Raw genomic sequence first — 24,003 nt, 5'->3', positions numbered from 1 at the left:
CGATGGGCGTGCCCGGCCGCTCCGGATTCGGCGTCACCTGGTCGCGCTGCAGCCGAAGCAGGTCACCCACGAGGGGCCACAGATGTCCACCCACGGGGTCGTGCAACAGAGCGCGTTCGGCCGCACCACGGCCAACGCGTCCTGCTCTCCCGGTAACAACTCCTGAAGAGCCGCGACGTCTACTGACATGAAATTCACCTCCATTCGTAGTAATCGATGGTCCTTTCCAACCGATAAGGCGTGGCGCTCGTGCCCAGCCTTCACCCCGGCCACGTACCGAAAGCAAGGTTGAAAAGGATTCAGCGCAGGGCCAGGGACGACAACGGTGGAGACTCCTGCGCCGACAATCCGTGACACAGGAAGCGCACTATCTGGTCGCGGACGCTGGTCCCGTCGTCGTAGCGGGGGTAGTGGTCGCCGCCGGCAACCTCGCGGTAGGTGAAGTCGACGCCTTCCCGACGGCCCGCGTCGACCAGGCACTGCCGCAACGTCCGGGACTGGTCGACCGGGATGACCGGATCCTCGCTGCCGTGCACGATTAGCAGCCGGGCGGTCAACCTGGGCGCCACACGTAGCACATCACGAGGACCGATGGAGTCGCCGATCTCGGTCAGTCCGTCGAGCCGGTCGAGCAGGCGGCGCACTCCCGGGCTCGCCACCGGGTAGAGCCGCCGGCCGGAGAGGAACGGCGCCACCACGGCACACCGCGACCACAGTCCTGGTTCGACACCCGCCGCCAGGAGTGCGAGATAGGCGCCGTAGCTCAGCCCGTAGAGCAACAGCCGCCGGTCGGACACCTGCCGTTCGCCGACTATCGTACGGGCGAGGTGGCGGACATCCTCGAGATCGGGACCGCCCCACGAACCCTGGATCGCGGTCTGGTGGGCCGTACCGTAATGGGTGCTGCCGCGTTGGTTCGGCGCGACAACCGTGGCGCCTGCCTGGACCATGTCCCGGAAGAGCGGATCGAACTGCGGCCGCCAGGCCTGCTCCGGGCCGCCGTGCAGGGCGATCACCACCTGGTCGGCCCGACGCCAATCGGGATGGCCGTAGACGATGGCCTCCAGCGGGCCCGCCGGCCCGGAGAACCGCTCGACCCGCGCCGACGCCGACCCGTTCGGCGCCGATGCGAAGCCGTCCGGAGCCGAGGCGGGGCCGTCCGGAGCCGCCGCCGTCGACGTGGTGAGCAGGGGCACCGTGATCAGGTCGGCCGGTTGCTCTGGCGTCGTGTAGGCAAGCCGGAGCACTGCCCCGTCAGTGTCGACGTCGAACCGCACCGGACCGCAATGGGTGCCGAGCGGTAAAGGCAACTCCTCGTGCCGGTCGTCGTCGAGATGGTGGACCACTGTCCGATGGTCCACCCCGTGGCTGACCCGCAGCGCCAGCCGCCGCCCGTCCTGGTCGAAGCAGAGCGGCAGCACCGCGCCGTCGAGGCCGTTCAGTCCCGGCGGGAAGTACCGGTCGTGCGGCCGGTCGACCGCCTCGATTGCCAATCGGAACTCCCCCGAGCAGTCGCTGGCCAGCAGCATCAGCCCTCGGGGTGGGCTCGTGCACTGAAGGATCTCGTTGTTGTTCCGCCCGGTGGCGGCGAGTGGTGCGACGGTCCCACTGGCGACGTCCACCGCGACGGGCCGGATCCGGCCGTCGGACTGCCGCCGGTTCACCGCGAAGCGGCGTCCGTCGACGTCCAGCCAGCCGCCGCCAATGAGCTGGAGGTCGGGCAGCGTCACCACCCGCTCGACGCCAGGTGTCCTGGCGGTTACCCGCCACACCGTCCCCTCCGACGGGCCGTCGCGACCGACGACGAGCGCCAGCGTGTTCGGGGCCGGACAGGATCGGATCCGGATCTTCTGGCACCGGATCCGACCGAGGGTCTGCTCCTCGGCGAACGGCGCACCGGTCCGCGTGAGCAGCACCAGTTCGTGGTCGACGGCCGTCGTCGACCGCACCAGCAGCACCCGCCCGCCGGGCAGTGGCAGCGCGGTGGACGGTGCCCCGCGCGCCGGGTCCACCGGCAGGACAGCTGGTCCGCCCTTCTCGTCGAACGTCCAGAGTTGCACCATCACCCGGTGCCGGGCGTCCATCGCCAGGCAGGCAGCCCGCCGCCCGTCGGCGGAGATGGTGAAGTTGATGCGTTCCAATTCGGCGTCGCCCCCCGTCGGCGTAATCACCGGTCGTCGCCCGCCTTCGGGACGACGGGCGCTGGCAGGACGAGGTCGTCGATCATCCACATCCGCCGCCCGCCGTTGCGTAGCCGCAACAGCAGCGCCAGCACTCCGGCGAGACCGGAGTTGTAGCCCATGTCGATCGCGCTCATCGAGTCGCCCGGAACCACCAGGTGGCCGTCCCGGAAGGTGTGGCGGGCGTAGATGCACATCGCCATCTCCTCCGCCCACTCGCGATAGCGGACATCACCCAGTGCCGCCGCCACATCTAGCAGGAATTCGGCCCCACCGGTACCGCCGTGGCAGCCCGACGGCGAGTACAGCCATCGCTCCGAGCGCACCGCCACGGCCGCCGCCTCGGCCAGGTCGCGGGCCCACTCGTCTCCGGTGACCCGCCACAGCCGGATCAGGAACGCCCCGATTCCGGCGGAACCGCTGCACCACCAGGTCAGACCAATGTGCTCGGCGCCCTCCTCACCGGTCGGCCACCGGGCCGCATCCCCGTCGATCTGGGCAGTCACCCGCAGCGCGTCGGCACCGGCAAGCGCCAGTTCCACGTACTCGGGGCAGTCCAGGGTCTTACCGGCGGCGAGCAGGAAGGTGCTCACTCCGGCGACACCGTGGGCGTACCCCAGGTGGCTGATGCCGGACATCTCCGACCGGAAGTTGAGCGGTACCGGCCAGCCGACGGTGTCACCCTCGCGCTTCGCGGCGGCGATCAGGGACCGGGCGCAGCCATGCGCCCGATCCGCGAACTGCGGGTCGCCGGTCTCCTTGAGTAGGTGCAACATCGCGGTGCCCGCACCGGCGGTGCCGTGGGTCATGTCAGGATTCGGCCACCGGATCGGCACCCGCCTGGCGAACGCCAGCGCCCGCTGCGTCATCTCGTCGCCATTGAGTGCGCGGGCGGCGTCGTAGTACGCCCAGGCAGTTCCGGACCGTCCGAAATAGAGGCCGGGCAGGACCCGCGACTCCTCCGGGATTCGCCGGTCCAGCCACCCGGTCGCTCTGACCAGCCCGTCCCACACCTCGGGCTCGTCCAGTTCGGTGGCGGCCCGGGTCAGCATCGCGATCACCCCACCCGCACCGGCCTGCACGTTGCAAGGGTCGGAGGTGACCCCCTCCGCCACGATCGGCGGCCACAGGTGGGGCTCCGTCAGCTTCATCGTCGCGAGGGTGTAGCCGAGCCCGCCGCGCAGCATCCGTTCCTGGTCCGTGGCCGGCAGCAGGGCGTCGGCCGGCGACACGTCGACCGTTGGCCGGTCCGGGTAGGTCGCCGCGAGGAACTCGGCGGTCCGGGCCAGGCTCCAGCGCTGGCGCGGATCGTCTGCGGTAAGCCCCAAGATCGCGGGAGCGAGCCGGCGGCACGCCTCGACGCTGGCTGCCGCGGGCCGGACGAAGGCGGTCAGACGCTCGCCGATCGGGCGTGCGGGCGCCTCGTCCTCCGGCCCGACCGGGTCGATGCCGGTGGCCAGGTTGAGCAGGGTAGCGCCAAGGCTGAACAGGTCGACGGTCTGTTCGGGTGCCGGCCCGTGCCGGGCACTGCGGAGTTGCTCGGGTGCGGTGTAGCCGAAGGTCGAGATGTTGCGTACCGGCTCGCCCGGTCGGGCGACGAACTCCAGGTCAACCAGACGTGGCAGATTGTCGCCGGGTACCACGATGTTGGCCGGGTTGAGGTCCCGGATGACGTATCCCTCGGCGTGCACCCGGCGCACCATGGCCACCAGCGCCCCGGCCATGTTCTCCGCGTCCTCGACCGAGATTCCCCCGTCGGACGTCTGCTTCTTGCGCTCGTCCCGCCAGTGGCGCAACGACTTCCCTTCGAGTTCCTCCTCGGCGAGAAACAGGTCGCCCTGGTACTCGAAGAGCTCGACCTTGCGCGGTGTGAACCCCAGCGGCGCGAACTCGTCGAGCATCTCCGCCTCGTGCCGCATCCAGTCCCGGGCCTCTCTGCCCATCAGGTCGGCACCGACGTACGGCCGGGCCTGCTTGATGACTACCCGCTGGCCAGTCTCGTTGTCGACGCCGCGGTAGACACCGCCGCGGAACGACTGCCTGATCGCCTCCGTGACGGCAAACCGGTCCGCGAGCAGCACCTGCTGTCCCCGGGCGGAGTCGGGCTTGGCCGTCGGCGTATCCGGAAGGGGCAGTGGCGCCCAGGCCGGCACGTCGAACCAGGCGCGACGGCGGTCCCGGAGATAGCTGCCGTCGGGCTGTACCAGGACGAACTCGTAACTGCCCTCGGTGTTGAGCACCTGCCTCGGAGAGAAGCCTCCGTAGCGGTAGTACACCAGGCTGCCCGGCGCGTAGGGCCGGTCGGACAGTATGCCCGGGCCCGGAAAGTCGCGGGTGGCGCGGTCGAGGGCCTCGATGATCTGCCGGAAGTGGTCATCGTGGTCCGGGTAGACGGTGATGAACTTCCCGCCCGAGCCGCGGTCGACCCGCGACGAGACGAGGTCCTCGACCTCGCGCAGCCCTCGCGCGTACTTGAACGAGGCCCGATGGCCCACGAGAACCTCGGCCGCGCGTTCGAGTACGTCGGCTGCGGACAGCGGGGTGGCCGACACGTGGATCTTCCAACCCTGGTCCCGTCGCTGGTGTCCCGGCGGTGAGACGTAACACCAGAAACCCTCCGGATTGACCGTCCAGGTCTCCGCACCACTCAGTTTCTCCAGGACGATGTCGATCCGATCTCGCAAGGTCGTATCCGCCTCGCCTGGATCGGGATGTGGACGAGAATGTGATCTTCCCTCGGGTTTTATTGGCGACATCTCCGGCATCGGATACCTCGATCACTGGAAACGGAACGGCGGGCGGCGCTCTGCCCCGGGCAACCGACGATCGGCGGCGGAGCATCGGACAATCGGCGAGGCGCCTCGACCGATGTACCAAGAGCATCCTGACAAGGCGGCCCTTACATATGCCTTTCACGGGATTGACACCGCCATTACACGCCCAGAAATCAAACCAAATCTTCCCAATGTCGCAATCAAGAGGCGCTCTAATCAGGGTTGCGCTGCGGGACGGACTGCACGAGCAGTTGATGGTATTTCGTAGTGAAAGGACTGAGGCCGTCACTTTCACGACTCGCGGCACGATCCGGCACGACGACGAGTTGGGCCGTGTCGGCGCGACTGGTGGCGTGACCCGGTGTCAACAGCCAGGCGGGCCCGGGGCGTGGATCCGTGGGGAGACCTACGGGCGCGGCTTCACGGAAGCGACCGTTCCGCCTGGCCTGCCACACAGTCCAGTAGCCGGACGGTGTCGTCGAACCGCTGCCGGCTGTCCAACTGCTGGAAGAGGTCCCGGGCCTCCCGAAGGCACCCCCGAGCGGCATCCGGATCGACGGTGGCATAGGCCGAGGCGAGGCTGACCAACGCCTCGGCCAGAAAGGACAACCAGCCACGCGTCCGCCACAGCGCGACGGACTCCTCCAGGTAGCCGATCGCCCGGCCCGGCCGCCCGGCCGCCAGCTCCACCTCACCGAGCGTCCGCAACGCGTCGGCGACGTGATGGTTCAGGTGGTACCTGCGCGCCAGCACGAGCGCGGACTCCGCGACCGTACCCGCCCGGGGATCCGCCTGCTTCAGATAGAGGCGTCCGAGTGCCACCAGGGTGAACGTCTCCGTGTAGTCGTCACCATGCCGACGGGTTATCGCCAGCGACTCGGTGAACATCCGTTCGCTGAGTTCGAGGTTGCCCAGCTCCCGGTGAGCGATCCCGGAGAACTGTAGGACGGTGGCGACGTATCGGGGGTTTTCGAGGATCAGAGCACGCTCCAGCGCGGCTGCCAGGTGCGGCAGCGCCGGCCCATATCGACCCTGGTCAGCGTAGACAACGGTCATCGCCATGTGGGCGCGGGCCTCGCCGCCGAGGTGGCCCGACTCCTCCGCGAGCCGCAGCGCCTCGGTGGCTGACCGGAGCGCCTCGGAGTACGCCCCCCTGGCGGTCAGCGCCCAGGAGCGCAGGACGATGGCGTCCGATAACCCCGGTTTGTGGCCGAGCCGCCTGAAGAGCTCGACCGCCCGTCCCGCCTCCAGATAGCTCCTGGACATCGCCTCGTCGTCCTCGCTCGTCGCCGACCAGGTGCACACGTCGATCAGGCCGCGTCGCATGACCGCCTCACCGAGCAGGTTCCCCGCCTTCTGGCAGAGCGCCAAGACCCTGATGTTGGTGCGCGCCCAGTCGTCGTACATGCCACGCAGGTCGAAGTACTTCTCCAGGCAGCCGGCCAGGTCGAACGCGAAGTCGTCCAGGCCGAGATCACACGCCTGCCGAATGAGGGAGAGCAGCACCTGTCGTTCCACGTCGAACCACGACGCCGGGTCGGCCTGCAGCGTCCCCTCCTGGGCCGGAAGGCACAGGTGTCGCGGGGCGGGACCGCTGATCGGCGCGTAGCAGGGGCCGGGTACCCGGAACGCCATCCGCTCCGCGAGCCCCAACCATGCGCCAAAGCCACGCTCGACAACCCCGCTGTTCTCCTCCGCCGGGTGCTCCCGCTGCGCGCGTTCCCGCGCGAAGATGCGTACCAGGTCGTGGAACCGGTAGCGGCTCTGGCCGACCACGTCGGTGCCGTCGGCGGCGAGCAGTTGGGCGTCAACGAGCATCTCCGCACACCTGGTCGCATGATCCATTGGTTGATCCAGCACCGCCGCAGTCATCCAGGCCGGGAAGTCGGGCACGTCGAAGAGCCCGAGCAGGCGGAAGAGTCTGCGGGGCGCCTCGTCCAGTCCGTCGTAGCTGAGGGCCAGGGAGGCCCGTACCGCGAGGTCACCGGTTACCAGGCCGTCCAGCCGGCGGTACTCGTCGGCGAGGATGCCGATCAGGTCCGCGAGCTGCCACGTCGGTCTGGCGACGAGCCGGGCGCCGGTGATCCGTACCGCCAGCGGAAGGCCGCCACAAAGGCGGGTCACCTCCGCCGCCGCGTGCGGGTCCGCCGTCAGCCGATGCCCGTCGACTATCCGGGAGAGCAGCAGCAGCGCCTCGTCGTGCGAGAACACGTCGAGTGCGAGCTGGGTCGCGCTCTCCAACCCGGTCAACCTCGCCCGACTCGTGACCATGACCGCGCAGGTCGCCGAGCCAGGCAGCAGCGGGCGTACCTGCTGTTCACACGCGGCGTTGTCGAGGACCACGAGCATCCGACGCCCCGCCAGGTGGCTTCGGTACATTTCCGCGCGCTGCGACAGTTCCGCTGGAATAGCTCGACCGTCCACCCCGAGCGAACGCAGAAACCAGGCCAGCACGTCGCCCGGATCGAGTGGCGATGCCTGCACGCCGCGCAGATTGACGAAGAGCTGACCGTCCGGATACCTGCTCTCGATCATGTGCGCGACCTGTACGGCAAGCGTGGTCTTGCCGATGCCGCCCATCCCGGCAATGGCCGCGACCACGGGCACACCGGTCTCGCTGTCACCCCGGGCCGCGTCACCGAGCAGCTCCCGGAGCAGCGCGACCTGCTCGGCACGGCCGGAGAAGTCGGCGAGATTGGCCGGCAACATGGCCGGGCGTACGGCGACCGCCGGGGCCGGTGGCCCCACCGCCACGACCGGTTGGTCCACCGCCGGAAACGGCACGGATACCGTCGGTGGCGGCTGCGACGGAAAGGAGGGTGATGGTGGCCGTGCCGAGGGGCCACCGTTCGGCCTGGAGGTCACCGACTGCGCGGCGATGATCCGCTCGTGCAGGAGTTGCAGCTCCGCAGAGGGCAGCACGCCAAGTTCCCCAGAGAGCCGGTCCCGCAGCTCCGCGTAGGTGATCGCCGCCTCGGCGGTCCGCCCGGCGGCGACCAGTGCCCGCAGCGCCAGCGCGTGCAGCGGCTCGTCGAACGGATTGGCCTCAGCCACCCGGAGCAGATGCCCGACGGCGAGATCGGGGCAGCCGCCCAGTTCACACACCTCGGCCAACTCGCACGCCGCCGCCACCCGGTCACGGTTGAGTTCGGCGACGGCCTTGTGGGTGTGCAACCACTCCGCGGCGTTGCCCAACACCGGACCACGCCACAGGTTCAACGCAGCTGCCAGCCTCGCCCGTCGTTCGTCCCGGTCGACGCTCCGTTCCGTCACCAAGGTGCGGAACTGGATCACGTCGACCGCCTCGGGCCCGGTGTACAACTGGTAGCCCGTTAGGTTGCGTTCCAGAGAGACGATCCCGGCCAGCCGTTCCTTGAGCCAGGTACGCAGCCGGAAGACGGTCGTGTGCAGCGCGGCCAGAGTGCCGCGCTCGGGACCCCACACCAACTCGATCAGTTGCTCGGAATCGACCGGCTGATCCGGTACGAGCAACAACACGCCGAGCAGCAGGCTCGGATTGCGGCCGGGAAGGTCGACCGGATGGCCGTCGAGCCGGGCGCGTAGCGGTCCGAGTCCCTGGAAGTAGGCCCCGGCAGACATAGACATTGCCGAAAGTGTACTGCCGAGAGCCTCTGATCACCGACCAAGCTCAAGAACGGCCACTGCTGAACAGCAATGCGACAGAATCCTGCGCAATCGTGGGCAGCTACAGTATGCCTGTCACCGGGCCAGCGTGGCGCACGGCTTCGGCGACGGATGTCGCCGAAGCCGCAACCCGTTCCGTGGGGGATATTCCGATGCCTTTGCGTACGTTATCCAATGAATAGTGGACGGGGCATGTTCGTGCGCAACCGGCAACCGCGACGGCACCATCGCCTACCGCACCTCGAGCGACCGGGAGGCGGCGTACCGGGCTCCGCGTCAGGTTCGCACCAGCGGTCCGTTCTCCGTCTCGTTGGCCGCCTCGGCGCTCATCTCGGCTTTCGGATCGGCCTTCGGTCGCAGGGCGATCGCGGCGGCCAAGGCCAAGGCGACGAAGATGACGGTTCCGACGACGCCGACCGCGTTGAGCCCGGCCGTGAAGGCGCTCCGGGCCGCCCCGAGCAGGCCAGGGACCTCCCCGGCGACCGCGAGGGCACCGGTCAGACTGCTCCTGGCTGCCTCGGGCGCGCCGGCCGGCGGTTCGAGCACCGTGCGGTACACCAGGGTGGCCAGGCTGCCGAGCGTCGCGATCCCCATCGCGATCCCGAACTCGCCGCTGGTCTCCGAGATGGAGGCGACCGAGCCGGCCCGCTCCGGCGGCGCGGTGGCGAGCATCAGGTTCATGGTGAGCGCCATCGGGGCCGAGATTCCCGCCGAGGCGAGCACCAGCCCGACTATCAGCAGTGGCGCGTCGGCGGTGCCGACCTGCGTGACCAGCGCCAGGCCGATGCCGGAGACGGCGAGCCCGGCAGCGGCGACCACGGCCGACGGCAACTTGCGGGCCAGGGCCGGCGCGACCATCGAGCCGAGGACCATCGCGATGTTCTGCGGAATCAGTCGCACGCCGGTCTCCAGCGGTGACAGCCCGGCGACGTTCTGGAGGTACAGGCTGGAAACCAGTGACAGCCCGGCCATCACCACCCCGCCGAGCAGCATGATGCCCAGGGCCGTACTGAAGACGCGGTTGCGGAACAGGCCCAGGTCGAGCAACGGGTCGGGCAGGACCCGCTGACGCCGTACGAACATGGTGCCGACGGCGAGCCCGACGGCGACCGCGAGCAGCGGTACGGGCTGCCAGCCGTCGCGGGCCACCGACTTCAACCCGTAGATGACCGGCAGGATCGCGGCGAGCGAAAGTGCCACGCTGGCGAGGTCCATCCGGTGCTCGGGCCGCTCCGGGCGGTACTCCGGCAGCAGGAACGGTCCGGTGCCGAGTAGCAGCAGCATGAACGGTACGCCGAGCAGGAACGCCGAACCCCACCAGAAGTGCTCGAGCAGCATGCCGCCGACGAGTGGCCCGAGCGTCATCCCGCCCATGAAGCAGCTGAACCAGATGCCGATCGCCATCCCCATCTGCTTCGGGTCGGTGAACATGTTGCGGATCAGGGCCATCGTGGAGGGCATCAGGGTGGCGCCGGCGATGCCCAGCAGCGCGCGGGCGACGATCAGCAGTTCGGCGTTGGGTGCGTACGCCGCGACGACCGACGCGATGCCGAACACGGCGGCACCGACCAGCAGCAGTCTTCGGCGGCCTATCCGGTCGCCGAGTGCGCCCATCGTGACGAGGAACCCGGCGAGCATGAACGAGTAGATGTCGAGAATCCACAGCTGCTGGGTGGCGTCGGCGTGCAGGTCGTTGCTGAGCTGCGGGAGGGCGAGATAGAGGACGGAGACGTCGAGTGAGAGCAACAGCGTCGGCAGGGCGAGCACAGCCAGCCCGATCCAGGGGTTCCTTCTCATCGGTTCGGTTCCTTCTGTGGTCTGTTCGGGTGTTCGGCCAGATGGCTGCGGAACGAACAGCAGCCGGCCGGTGGTCACAGGAAAGGGGCCGGCCCACGCGGGAGGGGCCGGCCCCTGGTCTTGCTGTCCCGGCCTGTCGTGCCGGTGGCGGTCTACGCCAGGCGGCTCAGGCCGTTGCCTTCGCGCGGCGAACCAGGCGGCTCAGGCCATCGCCTTGGCGAGCCAGTCGCCCCAGGCCTGCTCGGCCTCGGCCGGATCGATGTCGGCGAAGACGTGATGGCCGGTCAGGATGACGCCGTCGCCGCCGACGAACCGCAGCAGCGCGTCGTCGGTGCGCACGCCGAGGAAGCTCGGTGCCAGCACGGTGTCGACGACGCCCTCGACCTGCGTACCGTCGACGGTGAAGCGCACCGGTGTGCCTTCGCGCACGTCGGTGGACAGGCCGGTCGCGTCGGTGAGCTTGGCCCAGACCGTGTCCTGGTCGGGCTGCTGCGGACCGAACGCCGCGACCGGCACGGCGGTCCGCCCGGGGAAGTACTTCAGGTACTGCGCCAGGCTCCGCAGGTAGAGCGGGTTGCCCACCTTCAGCGCCTCGTACTCGGACTCCCAGTCGCCGGTCAGGACGCCGCTGTGCACCATGCGCAGCGTGGTGGAGCCGCCGTCACGACCCTCGATCAGATATTCGAACGCCATGAACGCACCGTCCTCGCCGGGCCGGCTGCGATAGGCGAAACGCCGGCCGGGCTCCCACGCGCTGATCGTGGCGTCCTCGGTGTTGCCGAACATCGTCATGCTGGTCGTGCCGCCCTCGCGGGGCTCGACCTCGTTGCGGCCCATGAACCAGGAGTCGATGCCCGGACCTGTGGCGATGGCGTTCCAGACCTGCTCCGGGGTGGCTTCGAGGGTGATGTCGTGGGTCAGCTCGAACTCGTGCGCGGTCATATCGGACTCCCTGGTGTCGGTCTGTGCTGCGGTTCCGGTTGTGCTGCGGTGCGGTCTGTCGGCGTCCCGGGCGGCGCCGGCTGGTCGGCCCGACAGTGCTACGGCCTGGCCGGCTTCGACGACTCCGACTTCGAGCATGCGTGAACGCTATGACCGACAACTTGATTTGTCAAGACGATACTTCTTGTCGGTCGGTGCTCGCGTTGCCGGTCGACTCGGCCGCGAACGCGAGACGCCGGCGCCATCGTTGCGATGACGCCGGCGTCGTACGACTGACTCGTTACGGTGTGACCACCCTGCCGCCGAAGGTCACCACGAGGCGACCGTCGGAGGCGAAGGACCAGCCCAGCGCGCCGGAGTACTGGGAGCACCGGGATCCGTTGGTACCGGACCAGAACTGGTTCGAGCTGTCGGAGTTGCCGACGATCCGGTCGTTCGAGCCGCCGTCACACGAGGTGTTGTTCCGGAACACCGAGGAGCCGCCGTCAAAGTTGAAGTTGCGCTCGGTGTTGCCGATGTTGGCGTTGTTCGACACCGTCATCGTGCCGGGGTTGCGGTTGTAGGTGAACCCGTGCTTGCCGTTGTCGTACGCGATGTTGCCCCGGATGGTGTGGTTCACCGCGATGTCCTCGCCGCCGAGCTTGAAGCCGTTGCGGTCGCCGTTGCCGGCCTGGCCGCCGTTGCTCAGCGTGCCGTTGTTGTAGGCGAGGGAGGACTCGATTGTCACCGCACCGATGGCCCCGGTGTCGCTCTTGGTGTAGAGGTCGTAGCCGTCGTCGATGTTGTTGTGCGCAACGGTGTAGCGGAAGACGTTGCCGGGGCCGACGGTGAGCTTCGGGGCGAAACCGTCGGCGTCCTCACCGTCGGAGTCGACGTTGTCGTGCGAGACGGTACTCAGCACGAGGTTGTTGGCGGGCCACTGGTCACGGGGCGCGTCTGCCACCAGCCGGGAGAGCTGGAGCCCGGAGTCCCGGTTGTGGCGGGTCACCGTACGCTCGATGATGTTGTTGTTTCCGGCGAGCAGGATGCCGTTGTCCCCGGCCCGCTCGACGATGATGCCCCGGATGTGCCAGTACGATCCGCCCACCTGGAGGCCGCGGTTCGCCGGATCCTCGCTCTGGGCCGAGAAGTTGAGGATCGGCGTCTCGCCCGGATAGGCGAAGATGTTCTTTCGCGCGCTCGACGTGCCGTTGTTACCTTGGCCGATGGTGATGGTCTGCGAGTAGCGGTAGGTGCCGCCGCGCAGGTAGATCGTGCCGCCGGCGGCGACCCGGGTGATCGCGGAGGTGAGCGTCGTCGGGTTCGCCTCCGTGCCGGCCGCGCCGTCGGTCCCGGTCGGCGCCACGTAGAGCGTGCTGCTCGACGGCGGGGGCGTGGTCGGTGCCGGCGTGGTCGGCCCGGGGGTGGTCGTCGGCGGGGTGGTCGGCCCGCTGGTCGGCGGGGTGGTCGTGCCCGAGGCGTACGTCTCGAACTCGGCGACCCTCGGCGTACCGGTCGCACCGGTGATCTCGAAGTTGATCTTACGTAGCGAGGTGGCGGCGAAGGTGATGGCCCCGTTGCCTGTGCCGGTACCGGTGGCCAGGGTGGCGCCGGTGTCGTTGTTGACGACCCGCCAGGAGCCGATGACCCCGACGGCGCCGGTCGCCTCACGGATGTTGATCGAGGCAACCGTCGTGGCGGAACCCCACTTGATCGAGATACGACCGGTCGAGCCGGCCGGCGACCAGTAGGTGCTCATGTTGCCGTCGAGCACGTTGCCGTAGCTGGTGCCGCTGGCCTTGCTGGACCCGTCGGCACCGGCCCCGAGGCTGAGGTTTGTCGCGTCGGCGCTCACCGACACGGTTCCCGGGCCGCCGGCCGCACCCAACGCCCGGGTCACCGGCAGCGCGGCTGCGACCGCGGCCGCCGCTACCACGGCGGTACCGCTGGCAAGGAGTTTGCGTCGTACTGCGGTTCTCACTGGTGGACTCCTCAGGAGTGAGCGCGGTGCGGGGGGCAAGGCCCTCCACAGCCCCGGCACCGCGTGTGTGACTTCTGTCCGCACCCTCAGCCCGGTCGAGGATCGAAACATCGATGAACAACAGATTAGGAAAGCGCTTACCGGAGACGCAAGGGCGGGAACGTGCAGGTTTGTTGCACTCCTGTGTGGAGGATGCGCCGAGGGCGGAGCGCTGCTCGTCCTCCGAACCGCGTAGCCGATCCGGGGACTGGCCTGGCATCATGTGCCCGACACTGGGTTCACGGGGAGAAATCAATGGCTACTGCTCGGCTGCGCCGGATCGCCGGAGCGACATGTGTCGCCGTCCTCCTGGTGGGCCTGTCACCGACCAGCGCCGCCGGAGCACCCGTCAAGCCACGACCCGGCACCACCACCGCAGACCGCACCACCATCAACCGGGATGGTGCGGGGCTCGACGTCCAGCGTGTCCGGACCTCCGGCACGGCCGCTCCGAAACTCGCCGCCGCCGCCACGATCTCCCGGCTCGACATCGACCGGGACGGCAGGGACGAGATCGTCGCGGGCGGTTTCCTGTCGCGCGGCTACGGCGTCGTCGTCACCTACTCCGGCCTGCCGCAACGCGACTACATAACCGCGCCGATCACGTCGCCGACCCGGCCGAACTTCGGCGACTCGATGACGTCCGGCGACTTCAACGGCGACGGGTACGCCGATCTCGTGGTCGGCAACCCGGGCGAGTTCACCGCCACCGGCGCCGCCTTCGGCGGTGCGGCCTGGATCTTCTACGGCAGCGCCACCGGCCTCGACCTCGACCGCCGCCAGCATCTCAACCAGGACACCACCGGGGTGCCGGGCGAGATGAGCGGCTACGACATGTTCGCCGGCGCACTCGCCGCGGGCGACGTCAACGGCGACGGCCGGGACGATCTCGCGGTCGGCGCCTACGGCGAGACGGTCGGCGGCGTCGCCAACACCGGCTCGGTCACCCTCTTCTACGGCAGCCCGACAGGGCTCAGCACGGCGAACGTCCAACTGCTCACCAGCCAACCGGCAGTGCTCAACGCCGGCTTCGGCACGTCGCTGGCGATCGGCGACACGACCGGGGACGGGTACGCCGAACTGGCCGTCGGTGCCCCCTACCACGGCGACGACTACCTCAACCCGTACCGGGGCGGGTTCGTCACACTGCTGCGGGGCGGCCCGAGCGGGATCACGACCACCGGATCCACCCTGCTCAACGGCCTCGACCTGGAGAGCCGGGGCATCGGTGACGAGACGGTGATCGCCGACATCGACGGCGACGGGGACGGAGACGTGGTCACCAGTGCCCCGAGGAGTTGGATCGGCTACATCGCCTACGTCCCCGGCACGCCTTCGGGAATGGACATCGCGAAGGCAACTGTGATCAGCATGGAGACGCCGGGAGTCCCCGGCGACCCGCACGCCTATGTGGAGGGTGGGTCGCCGCACTCGTCCTTCGGACACGCACTGTCGACCGGGGACGTGACCGGGGACGGCCGCGCCGACGTACTCACCGGGGCGATGGGGTACGACGCCGGTACCGTACGGGACGGTGGAGCGGTGCTGCTCATCCCCGGTACCGCCCAGGGGCTGACCGGCGCCGGCTCGGTCATGCTGATCCCGGGTACCCCCAACGGGCCCCTGCACGACCAGCAGCCGAACCCTCTCGGCTCGCCGGCCACCGAGGACTACTTCGGCGAGGCGACCTCGATCCTCAACCTCGACGGCACCGGCCCGCTCGACATGCTCGTCTCGGGGAGCCGGGTCGGTGACAGCGGGCTGATGGTCGAAGTGGACCTCTGGTACACGGTGAAGCGCCGCCCCACCGACACCCGGACGCTCGCCGGTCTGATCGTGGCCGACGTCTGGACCGGCTCGGACCTCGGGGTGTACACCCTCGGCCACACGCTCCTGCACCGCTGACCGGAGTCGGCGGGCCCGGGGTCGGCGGGCCCGGGGTCGAGGCCGGCGACGGTGGCAGCGGCCGGCAGCCGGAAACGACGACGGATCCCCGTCCGCCCTGCGCGGGCGGACGGGGATCCGGGAGTACGGGACGCGCGCCCGATCAGGCGCAGATCGCGTACGCCTTGACGGCCCACGAGTTGCCGTAGCCGCCCTCCTCCTCGGCACCGGTCACGGTGACCGTGGTCGACGAGTTCGCCCACATCGCGGTCATCCGTACCTCGCCCTGGCCGTTGTCGATCTCACCGCCGACACCGTGCACCCGCTTGCCCACCGGGCACCGGGCGACCGCCGTCTTCGGGCTGGTCGAGTCGAGGACCCCGAAGCCGGTCACCCGGACCAGTCCGGCCGGCGGGGTCGCACAGATCGCCTTGCCGACCATCGTCCATTTTCCGGCGTAGTCGGGGCCACCGTCCTCCATCCCGGTCACCGTGATGCTGGTCAGGTCGGCGCTCGGGCGTAGGTCGTCGATGACCACCCGGCCCAGCCCGCCGGACATCTCCGCGCCGAGACCGAGGACCTTCTTGCCGGGCGGGCACTCGACCTCCATCGTCTTGCCGAGGTTGGAGTCGTGGTCGGAGAACTGGGTCCGGGTCTCCAGGCCGGCCGGTGCCGGGGCGCAGAGCGCGCTCGTGGTGATCGACCAGTCGTTGCCGTACCCGTTGCCGTCCTCGCGCCCGGTCACCGAGTACGCCTCACCGCCGACCAGCGGCAGCATGGTGTCCATCGTCACCTGACCGTTGCCGTTCTCGATCCGCCCGCCGCCGCCGAGCACTGTCGTGCCGGCCGGACACTGCGCGTTCGTGGACTTCCAGTCGCTGTTGCTGGGGCCGCCCGTCACCTTCAACACCAGGCCGGGTACCGCGCTGGCCGGCGCGACCAGCGCCAACTGGCTCGCCAGCAGCGCGGCGGACGCCAGGCCCGCGGTGGTGACGATCCGTCGGGTACGCCCAGCGCCGTTCCGTCGTACGTACATGGGGCAGCTCTCCTCGTTCCTCGCGATTCCTCGCGCTATTCGGGTCGCCCGAACTGTCAATTCCCCGACAGTTCCCCGAACCCGTTTTCTTTCGGGTCCGACCCGCCTCCGACCTGGGTTTTCCCGGCCGAGAACGAGGTTACGAGACAGGAGTCCACACCCGACTCACCAATTCGTGCCGCCCTGCCGGACAGTCACGAGGAATGGCGTACGGTCCGGCGCACGGCGACCCGGATCAGCTCCAGCAGTACCCCGGCGGCGACCGCGAGTCCGACCGCCGCAGCCGGTGCCGTCGTGCCGACCAGACTCAACTGGAAGAACTCCTGGAGGAACGGCACCACCAGGATGGTCACGAAGGCGAGGCCGAGGGCCAGCACCAACAGGATCCGCCACCAGGTGTACGGCCGGGCGATGATCGCCACCGCCCAGAGCCCGACCAGGAAGAGGGTCAGCGTCGCGGCCGAGGTCTCCGCGGCCAGGTCACCGCCGTAGACGCTCCGGGCGAAGAGGTACGACGTGATCGTCGCCGCCATCGCCACCACCCCGGACGGTACGGCGGACCGCAGCACCCGGCCGACGAAACCGGGCCGGGCCCGCTCGGAGTTCGGGGCGAGCGCCAGGAAGAACGCCGGGATGCCGATGGTCAGCGACGAGATGATCGTCAGGTGCCGGGGCAGGAACGGGTACGGCACCTGACTCAACACCACGACCACGGCGAGCAGTACCGAGTAGACCGTCTTGGTCAGGAACAGGTTCGCGACCCGCTCGATGTTGCCGATCACCCGCCGCCCCTGCGCGACCACCGCCGGCAGCGCGCCGAAGTTGTTGTCCAGCAGCACGATCTGCGCCACCGCGCGGCTGGCCGGGCTGCCCGAGCCCATCGCCACCCCGATGTCCGCGTCCTTCAGCGCGAGTACGTCGTTGACCCCGTCCCCGGTCATCGCCACCGTGTGCCCGACACCCTGGAGCGCGGCCACCATGTCCCGCTTCTGCTGCGGCCCGACCCGCCCGAACACGGTGTGCCGGCCCAGCACCTCGGCGAGTGCCACCGGGTCGGTCGGCAGGTCCCGGGCGTCGACCGGGTGCTCGGCGCCGGGCAGCCCGAGGCTGCGGGCCACCGCGCCCACCGAGAGCGCGTTGTCGCCGGAGAGGACCTTCACCGCCACGCCCTGCTCGGCGAAGTACCGCAGCGTGTCCGGCGCCTCCGACCGCAACCGCTGGGCAAGCACCACCAGCGCGACTGGGTGCAAGGAAGGGCCCCCGCTTATCGTTTTCTGTTGTAGCGGGGGCCCTTCCTTACACACCAGGAGCAGTACCCGCAGGCCCCGGGCGCCGTACGCGTCCACCTCGGCCAGCGCCGGATGCCCGGCCGGCAGCAGTACGTCGGGAGCGCCGAGCCGCCACTGTTGACTGATCCCGTCCGGGTCGGTGAGGGTGGCCCCGCCCCACTTCCGGGCGGACGAGAACGGGATCCGCTCCCCGATCCGCCACCCCGCCCTCGCCCCGGTTCGGTCCGGCGGCGCCGGGTACGCCTCGACAACCGCCCGCAGGCTGGAGTTCGGCCGCTCGTCAGCCGCGCCGAGCAGACCCAGCACCTCCGGCACCGGGGCGGTCGGGTCGAGGCGGCGTACCTCGGCCACCGTCATCGCCGCGTCGGTGAGCGTGCCGGTCTTGTCCAGGCAGACCACGCTGACCCGGGCCAGTCCCTCGATCGCCGGCAACTCCTGCACCAGGCAGCGCTGCCGGCCGAGCCGGATCACCCCGACCGCGAACGCGACCGAGGTGAGCAGGACCAGCCCTTCCGGCACCATCGGAACCAGTCCGGCGACCATCCGGCGTACCGCCTCCGGCAGGTCGTCGGAGTTGACCAGGTACTGGCTGACGATCAGGGCCAGTCCGGTCGGGACGATCAGCCAGGTGACGAACCGCAGAATGGTGTTCAGGCCGCCACGCAGCTCCGAGTTGACCAGGGTGAACCGGCTGGCCTCCTCGGCGAGCCGGGCCGCGTACGCCGCCCGGCCGACCTTGGTGGCCCGCATCGCCCCGACACCGGCGGTGACGAAGCTGCCGGAGAGCAGCGGGTCGCCGGCCTGCTTCACCACCGGGTCGGCCTCGCCGGTCAGCAGCGACTCGTCGACCTCCAGTTGCTCCGCCTCGACCAGTACCCCGTCGACCGCGATCTGGTCGCCGGGTCCCAGCTCGACGAGGTCGTCGAGGACCAGGTCGGCGGAGGTCACCTCGACGGCCTGGCCGTCGCGGCGTACCACCGGGCGGGCCGCGCCGACGATCGCCAGTCGGTCCAGGGTGCGCTTGGCGCGCAGCTCCTGCACCACCCCGATCAGGGTGTTGGCGATGATCACGCCACCGAAGAGAGCATCCTGGATCGGGCCGACCGCGAGGATCATCCCGAACAGCACACCCATGATCGCGTTGATCCGGGTGCAGAGATTCGCCCTGACGATCTCCCCGACGCTCCGCCCGGACCGCACTGGTACGTCGTTCACCTGCCCCGCCGCGATCCGCTCGGCGACCTGGGCGGTACTCAGCCCGGCTTCGGTTGTCAGCATCGCTCGAAGCTACGAATCCGGGCCGCCGGTCGGCTGCGCCCGATGGTCAGCCGTCGACCCTGAGCTTTCTCAGGGTCGAAGACGCCGGCATTTCCGGGTCGGTGGGGCGACGTCCCGGATCGTCGGGCGCTGCTTCGCTGCGTACCGTCGAAACGGTGCGACCCGTGGCCCAGGCGAACCGGTTCGAGGGCGGGCGGTGGCGCTGCCGGACTCTCCTGGTGGACGTGCTGCTCTGGGCGTCACTGGCCGGCCTGGTGTACTCGTCGTGGACCGGGCACCGGGCGTACCCGATCGGGCTGCTCTTCGCCGGCCTGGCGCTCTGGGGCGGTGCGGTGGCGGTGGGGCGCCGCCTGCCGCTGGTCCCGCTCTTCGCCGTGGTGCTGCTCTGCGTGCTGGACGGAAACTACAGTTTCGGCCTGCCGCTGGTCAGCTATCTGCTCGGCCGGCGCACCGAGAACACCTGGCCGGCGGTGGCGAGCTACTGCGCGTTCGCGGTCCTCGGCACCCCGCTGGTGTTGAGCTGGTCCGGCTTCGTGGCCTGGGCGACCATGGCCGGCGCACTTGTCTACGCCGGGCTCTTTCCGTGGCTGGTCGGCCGCTACCGGCGGCAGCAGCGCGCGCTGATCGCCGCCGGCTGGGAGCAGGCCGAGCGACTCGAACGTGAACAGCAGATGCTGACCCGCGAGGTACGCCTCCGTGAGCGCGCCCGGATCGCCGAGGAGATGCACGACTCGCTCGGCCACGAGCTGAGCCTGCTCGCGCTCCGGGCCGGCGCCCTTGAGGTGTCCACTGACCTGGACGAGCGGACCCGGGCGGTCGCCGCGCAACTGCGGGCCGGCGCGGCGACCGCCACCGGGCAGTTGCGGGACATCATCGACGTCCTGCGGGACGATCTCGATTCCGAGAGCGGTGCCGAGCGCGCTTCCGAGAGCAGTGCCGAGAGCGGTGCCGAGAGCGGTGCCGAGAGCGGTGCCGAGAGCGGTGCCGGTGGCGAGAAGACCGAACCGGCGCCGGGGGCCGGGGCCGGGGATCTCGCCGACCTCGTACGCCGGGCGCGGGCGGCCGGGATGCCGGTGGAACTGCACGACAGGCGCCGCCCGGCCGAGCCGCTTCCGGCGCAGGTGGGACGGACCGTCTACCGGGTGGTACGGGAGTCACTCACCAACGCCAACAAGCACGCGCCCGGTGCGACGGTGCGGGTACGGCTCGAGGTCGACGAGAGCGGGGCGGTGGTGGTGAGCGTGGTGAATGCCCGGCCGCCGGCCGCACCGCGGCCCGCGACGGTCCCGGTCGGGGGTGGGCGCGGCCTGGTCGGGCTTCGCGAGCGGGTACGGCTGACCGGTGGCACCCTGCGCACCGGCGCGCGGGACGGCGGCTTCGAGGTCGTCGCCCGACTGCCCGGCGACGTCGTCGCCCGACTGCCCGGCGAGGTCCTCGCCCGACTGCCCTGCCCTGCCGGGTGGCAGAGCGCGGCAGCGCCGGCGGATCCGCCGTCGTCCGGCGCGTCCCCTACAGCCGGATCGGCTGCCGACCGGCGTCGCCGGGTGCACCGGGAGGCCCGGCGGGGACTGGTCGGGGCGACCATGGTGCTGGCCACGTTCGCCGCGACGCTCGGCGGTGCCGCTCTCGGCTACTACCTCTACGCGACCAGCAACTCGGTGCTCAGCCCGGAACGGTACGCGGCGCTGCGGGTCGGGCAGGACTGGGCCAGCGCGCTCCCGCTGCTGCCTCGCCGGGAGATACTGGAACCGCTCGACCCGGATCCGCTGCCAGCCCCGGCCGGTGCCGACTGCCGGTACTACCGCTCGCACGGCAACGTGCTCCAGCCACGCCTGGACGTCTACCGGCTCTGCGCAGCACACGGCAAACTGGTGTCGAAGGACCTGCTTCCGGCCTCGTGAACCGTTGCTCCCGGCCTCGTCGCCCAGCCCAGCTCGCGAGGGCGTGAACCGTTGCTACCGGCCCTCGTGAGCCGTCGCATCCGGCCTCGTGCACCGTCGCGTCGTGCGGGCGGTGGTGTCGGGGTCCGGCGCGATCGACGGGTCACCGGTGCTGGACCCAGACGTTGGGTTCGACGTAGGTTCCCCGATCGGCTTCCAGGTCGATGCGGAGCGTACCCAGGCCGTCCGGGATGACGAACTCGCCGGAGTCGGGAAACTCCAGGCCGGTCCAGCGCTGCCACTCCGCGACGGTGCCCGTGATCACCTGCGATCGGGGCGCCATCGCCAGGATCCGCCCACCGGCCCTCACGTGGGTACGCAGCCACGGATCGAACGGTGTGCCGTCCGGCCGGGTCCAACCGGCGTACCGGTCGATCGGGGTGAGCGGATAGCGGTCCTTGCTGGTCGGTCGAACCGGGCAGATCACCCGGTGCTGTGCGGGGGCGAGGTCGCCGAGTGCCCGCAGCAGCTGCCCGGCCAGTCCCCGACGCTGATGGTCGGGCCGGACCTGTGCGGCGAGGATCGCGAGCGTGTCCGGCGGCTCACCGGCGTCGTACCCGCCGAGCGCCCGGGCCAGTGCGCCGGTGTAACCGGTCGGCAGGTCGTCGACGGCGCCCGTCCAGCGCAGCGGCACCGCCCAGCCGGCGGCCACGATCTCGCCACCGTCGGCTTGCTCGTCAGCGCCGTCGAGGAGTACGACTTCCAGCCCGGCGAAGAGTTCGCGGATCCGGCCGAGGAGTCGGGCGGCCCCCTGGTCGTGGAAGATGAACTCCGGCCAGCCGTCGCCGAGCCAGGCCAGCTCCTCAGTGGATCGAGGCCGCGCGTGCAGCGGCTCGGCGATGATCACCATGGCTGGATTCTGCCGGTCGGGCTGCGCGCGGCGTAACCGACTTTGCTCGTACACATGTGCTATCCACAGGGTGTGGACGCCGACCCACACCCCGACCAACCAGATCAATCCGGGATAAACTACGCTGTGCCACCGGAGGGTGACATGGAGGCACGAAAAGTCGTACGTCTCGTGGCGGTACTCGTGGCGAGTGCGGTGGCGGTCTGTCATGCGTACCGGACGGTCTCGGACGAGCCGGCGACCACACCTGCCTACGGGCCGGACGTCCTCCATCTCAAGGGCGTCCGCGACATCAGGTTCGGCGACACGGAGCAGGAGTTGTTCCGGCGCGGTGAACTGCACGCCGAACCGGCCCCCGCCTGCGGCCCGAGCCTGACCGACCCGGCCACCGTCAGTCCGGTCTTCGCCGACGACCGACTGGTGCTGCTCTGGGCCAGCCCTCCGGTGCGTACCCCGGAAGGGGTGACCGCCGGCACCCCGGTCGGCCAGGTCGAGGCCGCCTATCCGACCGCCACCCGGCTGACCGCGCCGGCCGGCAGCTACCGCTACGACGGGCTGCTCGCCATGCAGGGCGATCGGGCCTACCTGTTTCTCCATGATGGACGGACGGTCCGCAAGACCGTCGCCGGCTACACCGACTACGCGAAGCGCCTCTTCGACGAAGGCTTCGGCACCTGCTGACCCGCCGCCGCGCCCTGGCGGCGTCGACGTCCGGCCGGGCAGCGTCGCGGGCGGTGGCGGAGGTGCGGCAGGCCGGCAATAGCATCGAGCCGTGCAGGGCACCATCTGGTTCCCCGGCAACCCATGGCCGGACGGGCACCGCGTCACCGCGTTCGACTGGACCGGCCGGCTCGACGACGCCGGCCGACTCTGGTTCGACCTCATGCTGGAGACTGCGGACTACGACGAAGCCGACGGCGATCCGGCCGAGGAATCAGGCGAGGGGGGATCGGGCGAGGGATCGGCCGAGGAATCAGCCGAGGAATCAGCCGAGGAATCAGCCGAGGGATCGGGTGAGGAAGGCATCGAGGACGAGGATGAGGATGTCGAGGACTTCCTCGCCCCGATCGTCTGGCAGAACTACCACTCCTGCACGCTCGGCTCGGGCTGGGAGGGGGCGACAGGGCTGGTGGCAGCGACCCCCGGGCGCCCGTTCCGGTTCGCCGGGCCGCAGCCGCAACGGCTGACCGCCGACGCGCTGCCGATCGCCGACCCGGCGGTCGCACCGGCGTTCCGGATCTATCTGCTCGGCCACGACTCGGTCGCCGGGCACCAGGTCGACTTCGTTCGCGAGCCGAGCGGCGTTGGCTACCGGATCGACTGGCAGGGACGGATCGCGCTCACCTACATCGGTGACCGGGAGTTCCGGTACACCTTCCGGGCCGACATCCGGGAGGTCGAGCTGGGACACGTCGGCATCCCCGAATCGATGTCGGTCGACCAGGCACGGCAGCACCTCGCGGAACTGGTCGACGTCCCGGAGTGGTTCGTTCCCGCCGAGGTTGCCGGGCGTACGGTGCTGAGGCTCGTCGTGCCCCCGGCCGACCTGCCGGAACGTCACGTCCGATGACCGCCAGCAATCACCCGCCCGGCCGACCAGTGTTGCCGCATGCACATCGTTCCCGGGCTCAGGGTGCTGTACTTCGGCACTCCGGTGGTATTGATCAGCTCCCGCAACGAGGACGGCAGCGCGAATCTCGCACCCATGTCCTCGGCCTGGTGGCTCGGGCAGGCTGGCATGCTGGGGCTGGGCAACAGCGGCCAGACGACGGCGAACCTGCGGCGGGAGCGGGAGTGCGTACTCAACCTGCCCTCGTCGGCGATGGTCGACGCGGTGGACCGGATCGCGCTCACCACCGGGAAGCGGGAGGTGCCGGAGCACAAGCTGGCGCAGGGCTACCGGTACGAGCCGGACAAGTTCGCCCTCGCCGGGCTGACCGAACAGCCGTCCGAGCTGGTCCGGGCACCCCGGGTCGCGCAGTGCCCGATCCAGCTTGAGTGCCGGGTCGTCTCGGTGCTGCCGATGGCCGAGCCGACCCCGGACTGCACCGCCTTCCAGGTCGAGGTACTCCGCGCGCACGTCGACGAGTCCCTGGTCATCCCCGGCACGCACCACGTCGACCCGCTGGGCTGGGATCCGCTGATCATGAAGTTCTGTGAGTTCTTCGGCGGCGGCCGCAATGTGCACCCGTCGAGGCTCGCCGAAGGCTGGCAGATGCCGCACCGGCTTCCGGCACTGAGGCCGGATACTGGTTGTGCCAACAACATTTGCGGCGTCCGCAGCACCGTCTAAGATCGGTAATTGTGAGAGAATGGAACTTCCACGGATTGACGGAGCATGATATACCGGGGCAAAACAGCAGGTCTTCCGTAAGATTGTGAATGAACA

The 24,003-nt window shown here is 69.8% G+C and carries 14 protein-coding genes; 5 read left to right on the top strand and 9 right to left on the bottom strand.

Annotation, left to right across the window (positions count from 1 at the left end):
- Nucleotides 1–299: 299 nt before the first annotated feature.
- The 6 genes from CLT71_RS23910 to CLT71_RS23885 all read right to left on the bottom strand — a co-directional run bounded on the left by CLT71_RS23910 (nucleotide 300) and on the right by CLT71_RS23885 (nucleotide 13,298).
- Nucleotides 300–2,171, bottom strand: a complete 1,872-nt coding sequence (locus tag CLT71_RS23910; RefSeq protein ID WP_143743584.1) for an alpha/beta fold hydrolase — start codon at nucleotides 2,169–2,171, stop codon at nucleotides 300–302.
- Nucleotides 2,168–4,864: a class IV lanthionine synthetase LanL gene (lanL, locus tag CLT71_RS23905; protein WP_158242293.1), complete on the bottom strand. Its 2,697-nt coding sequence runs from the start codon at nucleotides 4,862–4,864 to the stop codon at nucleotides 2,168–2,170. The genes CLT71_RS23910 and lanL overlap by 4 nt, the downstream gene beginning before the upstream one ends.
- Nucleotides 4,865–5,374: 510 nt before the next feature.
- Entirely contained in the window at nucleotides 5,375–8,560 is a 3,186-nt protein-coding gene (locus CLT71_RS23900) for a BTAD domain-containing putative transcriptional regulator (protein WP_101369072.1), read from the bottom strand.
- A gap of 315 nt (nucleotides 8,561–8,875) precedes the next feature.
- Nucleotides 8,876–10,396, bottom strand: a complete 1,521-nt coding sequence (locus CLT71_RS23895; protein WP_101369071.1) for an MFS transporter — start codon at nucleotides 10,394–10,396, stop codon at nucleotides 8,876–8,878.
- Nucleotides 10,397–10,597: 201 nt separating this feature from the next.
- Nucleotides 10,598–11,338, bottom strand: a complete 741-nt coding sequence (locus CLT71_RS23890; RefSeq protein ID WP_101369070.1) for an SRPBCC family protein — start codon at nucleotides 11,336–11,338, stop codon at nucleotides 10,598–10,600.
- Nucleotides 11,339–11,618: 280 nt separating this feature from the next.
- Nucleotides 11,619–13,298 (bottom strand): right-handed parallel beta-helix repeat-containing protein, encoded by a 1,680-nt coding sequence (locus tag CLT71_RS23885; RefSeq protein ID WP_486483418.1) that lies wholly within the window; start codon nucleotides 13,296–13,298, stop codon nucleotides 11,619–11,621.
- 294 nt (nucleotides 13,299–13,592) lie between these two features.
- Here CLT71_RS23885 and CLT71_RS23880 point away from each other — a divergent pair, with 294 nt between their 5' ends.
- Entirely contained in the window at nucleotides 13,593–15,242 is a 1,650-nt protein-coding gene (locus tag CLT71_RS23880) for a VCBS repeat-containing protein (RefSeq protein WP_158242292.1), read from the top strand.
- A 142-nt stretch (nucleotides 15,243–15,384) separates the two neighbouring features.
- On the opposite strand, the gene CLT71_RS37115 is transcribed toward CLT71_RS23880, so the two are convergent.
- Together CLT71_RS37115 and CLT71_RS23870 are read right to left on the bottom strand one after the other, a co-directional pair.
- Nucleotides 15,385–16,257, bottom strand: a complete 873-nt coding sequence (locus CLT71_RS37115) for a hypothetical protein (RefSeq protein WP_158242291.1) — start codon at nucleotides 16,255–16,257, stop codon at nucleotides 15,385–15,387.
- Between the two features lie 194 nt (nucleotides 16,258–16,451).
- Nucleotides 16,452–18,824: an HAD-IC family P-type ATPase gene (locus tag CLT71_RS23870; RefSeq protein WP_101369068.1), complete on the bottom strand. Its 2,373-nt coding sequence runs from the start codon at nucleotides 18,822–18,824 to the stop codon at nucleotides 16,452–16,454.
- A gap of 155 nt (nucleotides 18,825–18,979) precedes the next feature.
- Here CLT71_RS23870 and CLT71_RS23865 point away from each other — a divergent pair, with 155 nt between their 5' ends.
- Entirely contained in the window at nucleotides 18,980–20,725 is a 1,746-nt protein-coding gene (locus CLT71_RS23865) for a histidine kinase (RefSeq protein ID WP_143743582.1), read from the top strand.
- 142 nt (nucleotides 20,726–20,867) lie between these two features.
- Here the strand turns inward: CLT71_RS23865 and CLT71_RS23860 are convergent, their stop codons facing one another.
- Complete coding sequence (locus tag CLT71_RS23860) at nucleotides 20,868–21,614, bottom strand: GNAT family protein (RefSeq protein WP_101369066.1); 747 nt, start codon at nucleotides 21,612–21,614, stop codon at nucleotides 20,868–20,870.
- Nucleotides 21,615–21,758: 144 nt separating this feature from the next.
- On the opposite strand from CLT71_RS23860, the gene CLT71_RS23855 reads away from it, so the two are divergent.
- From CLT71_RS23855 to CLT71_RS23845, 3 genes are all read left to right on the top strand, one after another.
- On the top strand, nucleotides 21,759–22,295 hold the full coding sequence (locus tag CLT71_RS23855) for a hypothetical protein (RefSeq protein WP_101369065.1): 537 nt from the start codon (nucleotides 21,759–21,761) through the stop codon (nucleotides 22,293–22,295).
- Between the two features lie 91 nt (nucleotides 22,296–22,386).
- Entirely contained in the window at nucleotides 22,387–23,184 is a 798-nt protein-coding gene (locus tag CLT71_RS23850) for a hypothetical protein (protein ID WP_101369064.1), read from the top strand.
- Nucleotides 23,185–23,223: 39 nt separating this feature from the next.
- Complete coding sequence (locus CLT71_RS23845; protein WP_101369063.1) at nucleotides 23,224–23,907, top strand: flavin reductase family protein; 684 nt, start codon at nucleotides 23,224–23,226, stop codon at nucleotides 23,905–23,907.
- Nucleotides 23,908–24,003: the final 96 nt, after the last annotated feature.

It is taken from the genome of Plantactinospora sp. CNZ320, assembly GCF_002846275.1.
The sequence above is the reverse complement of the archived record's forward strand: the minus strand, read 5'-3'. Positions and strand labels throughout refer to the sequence as shown.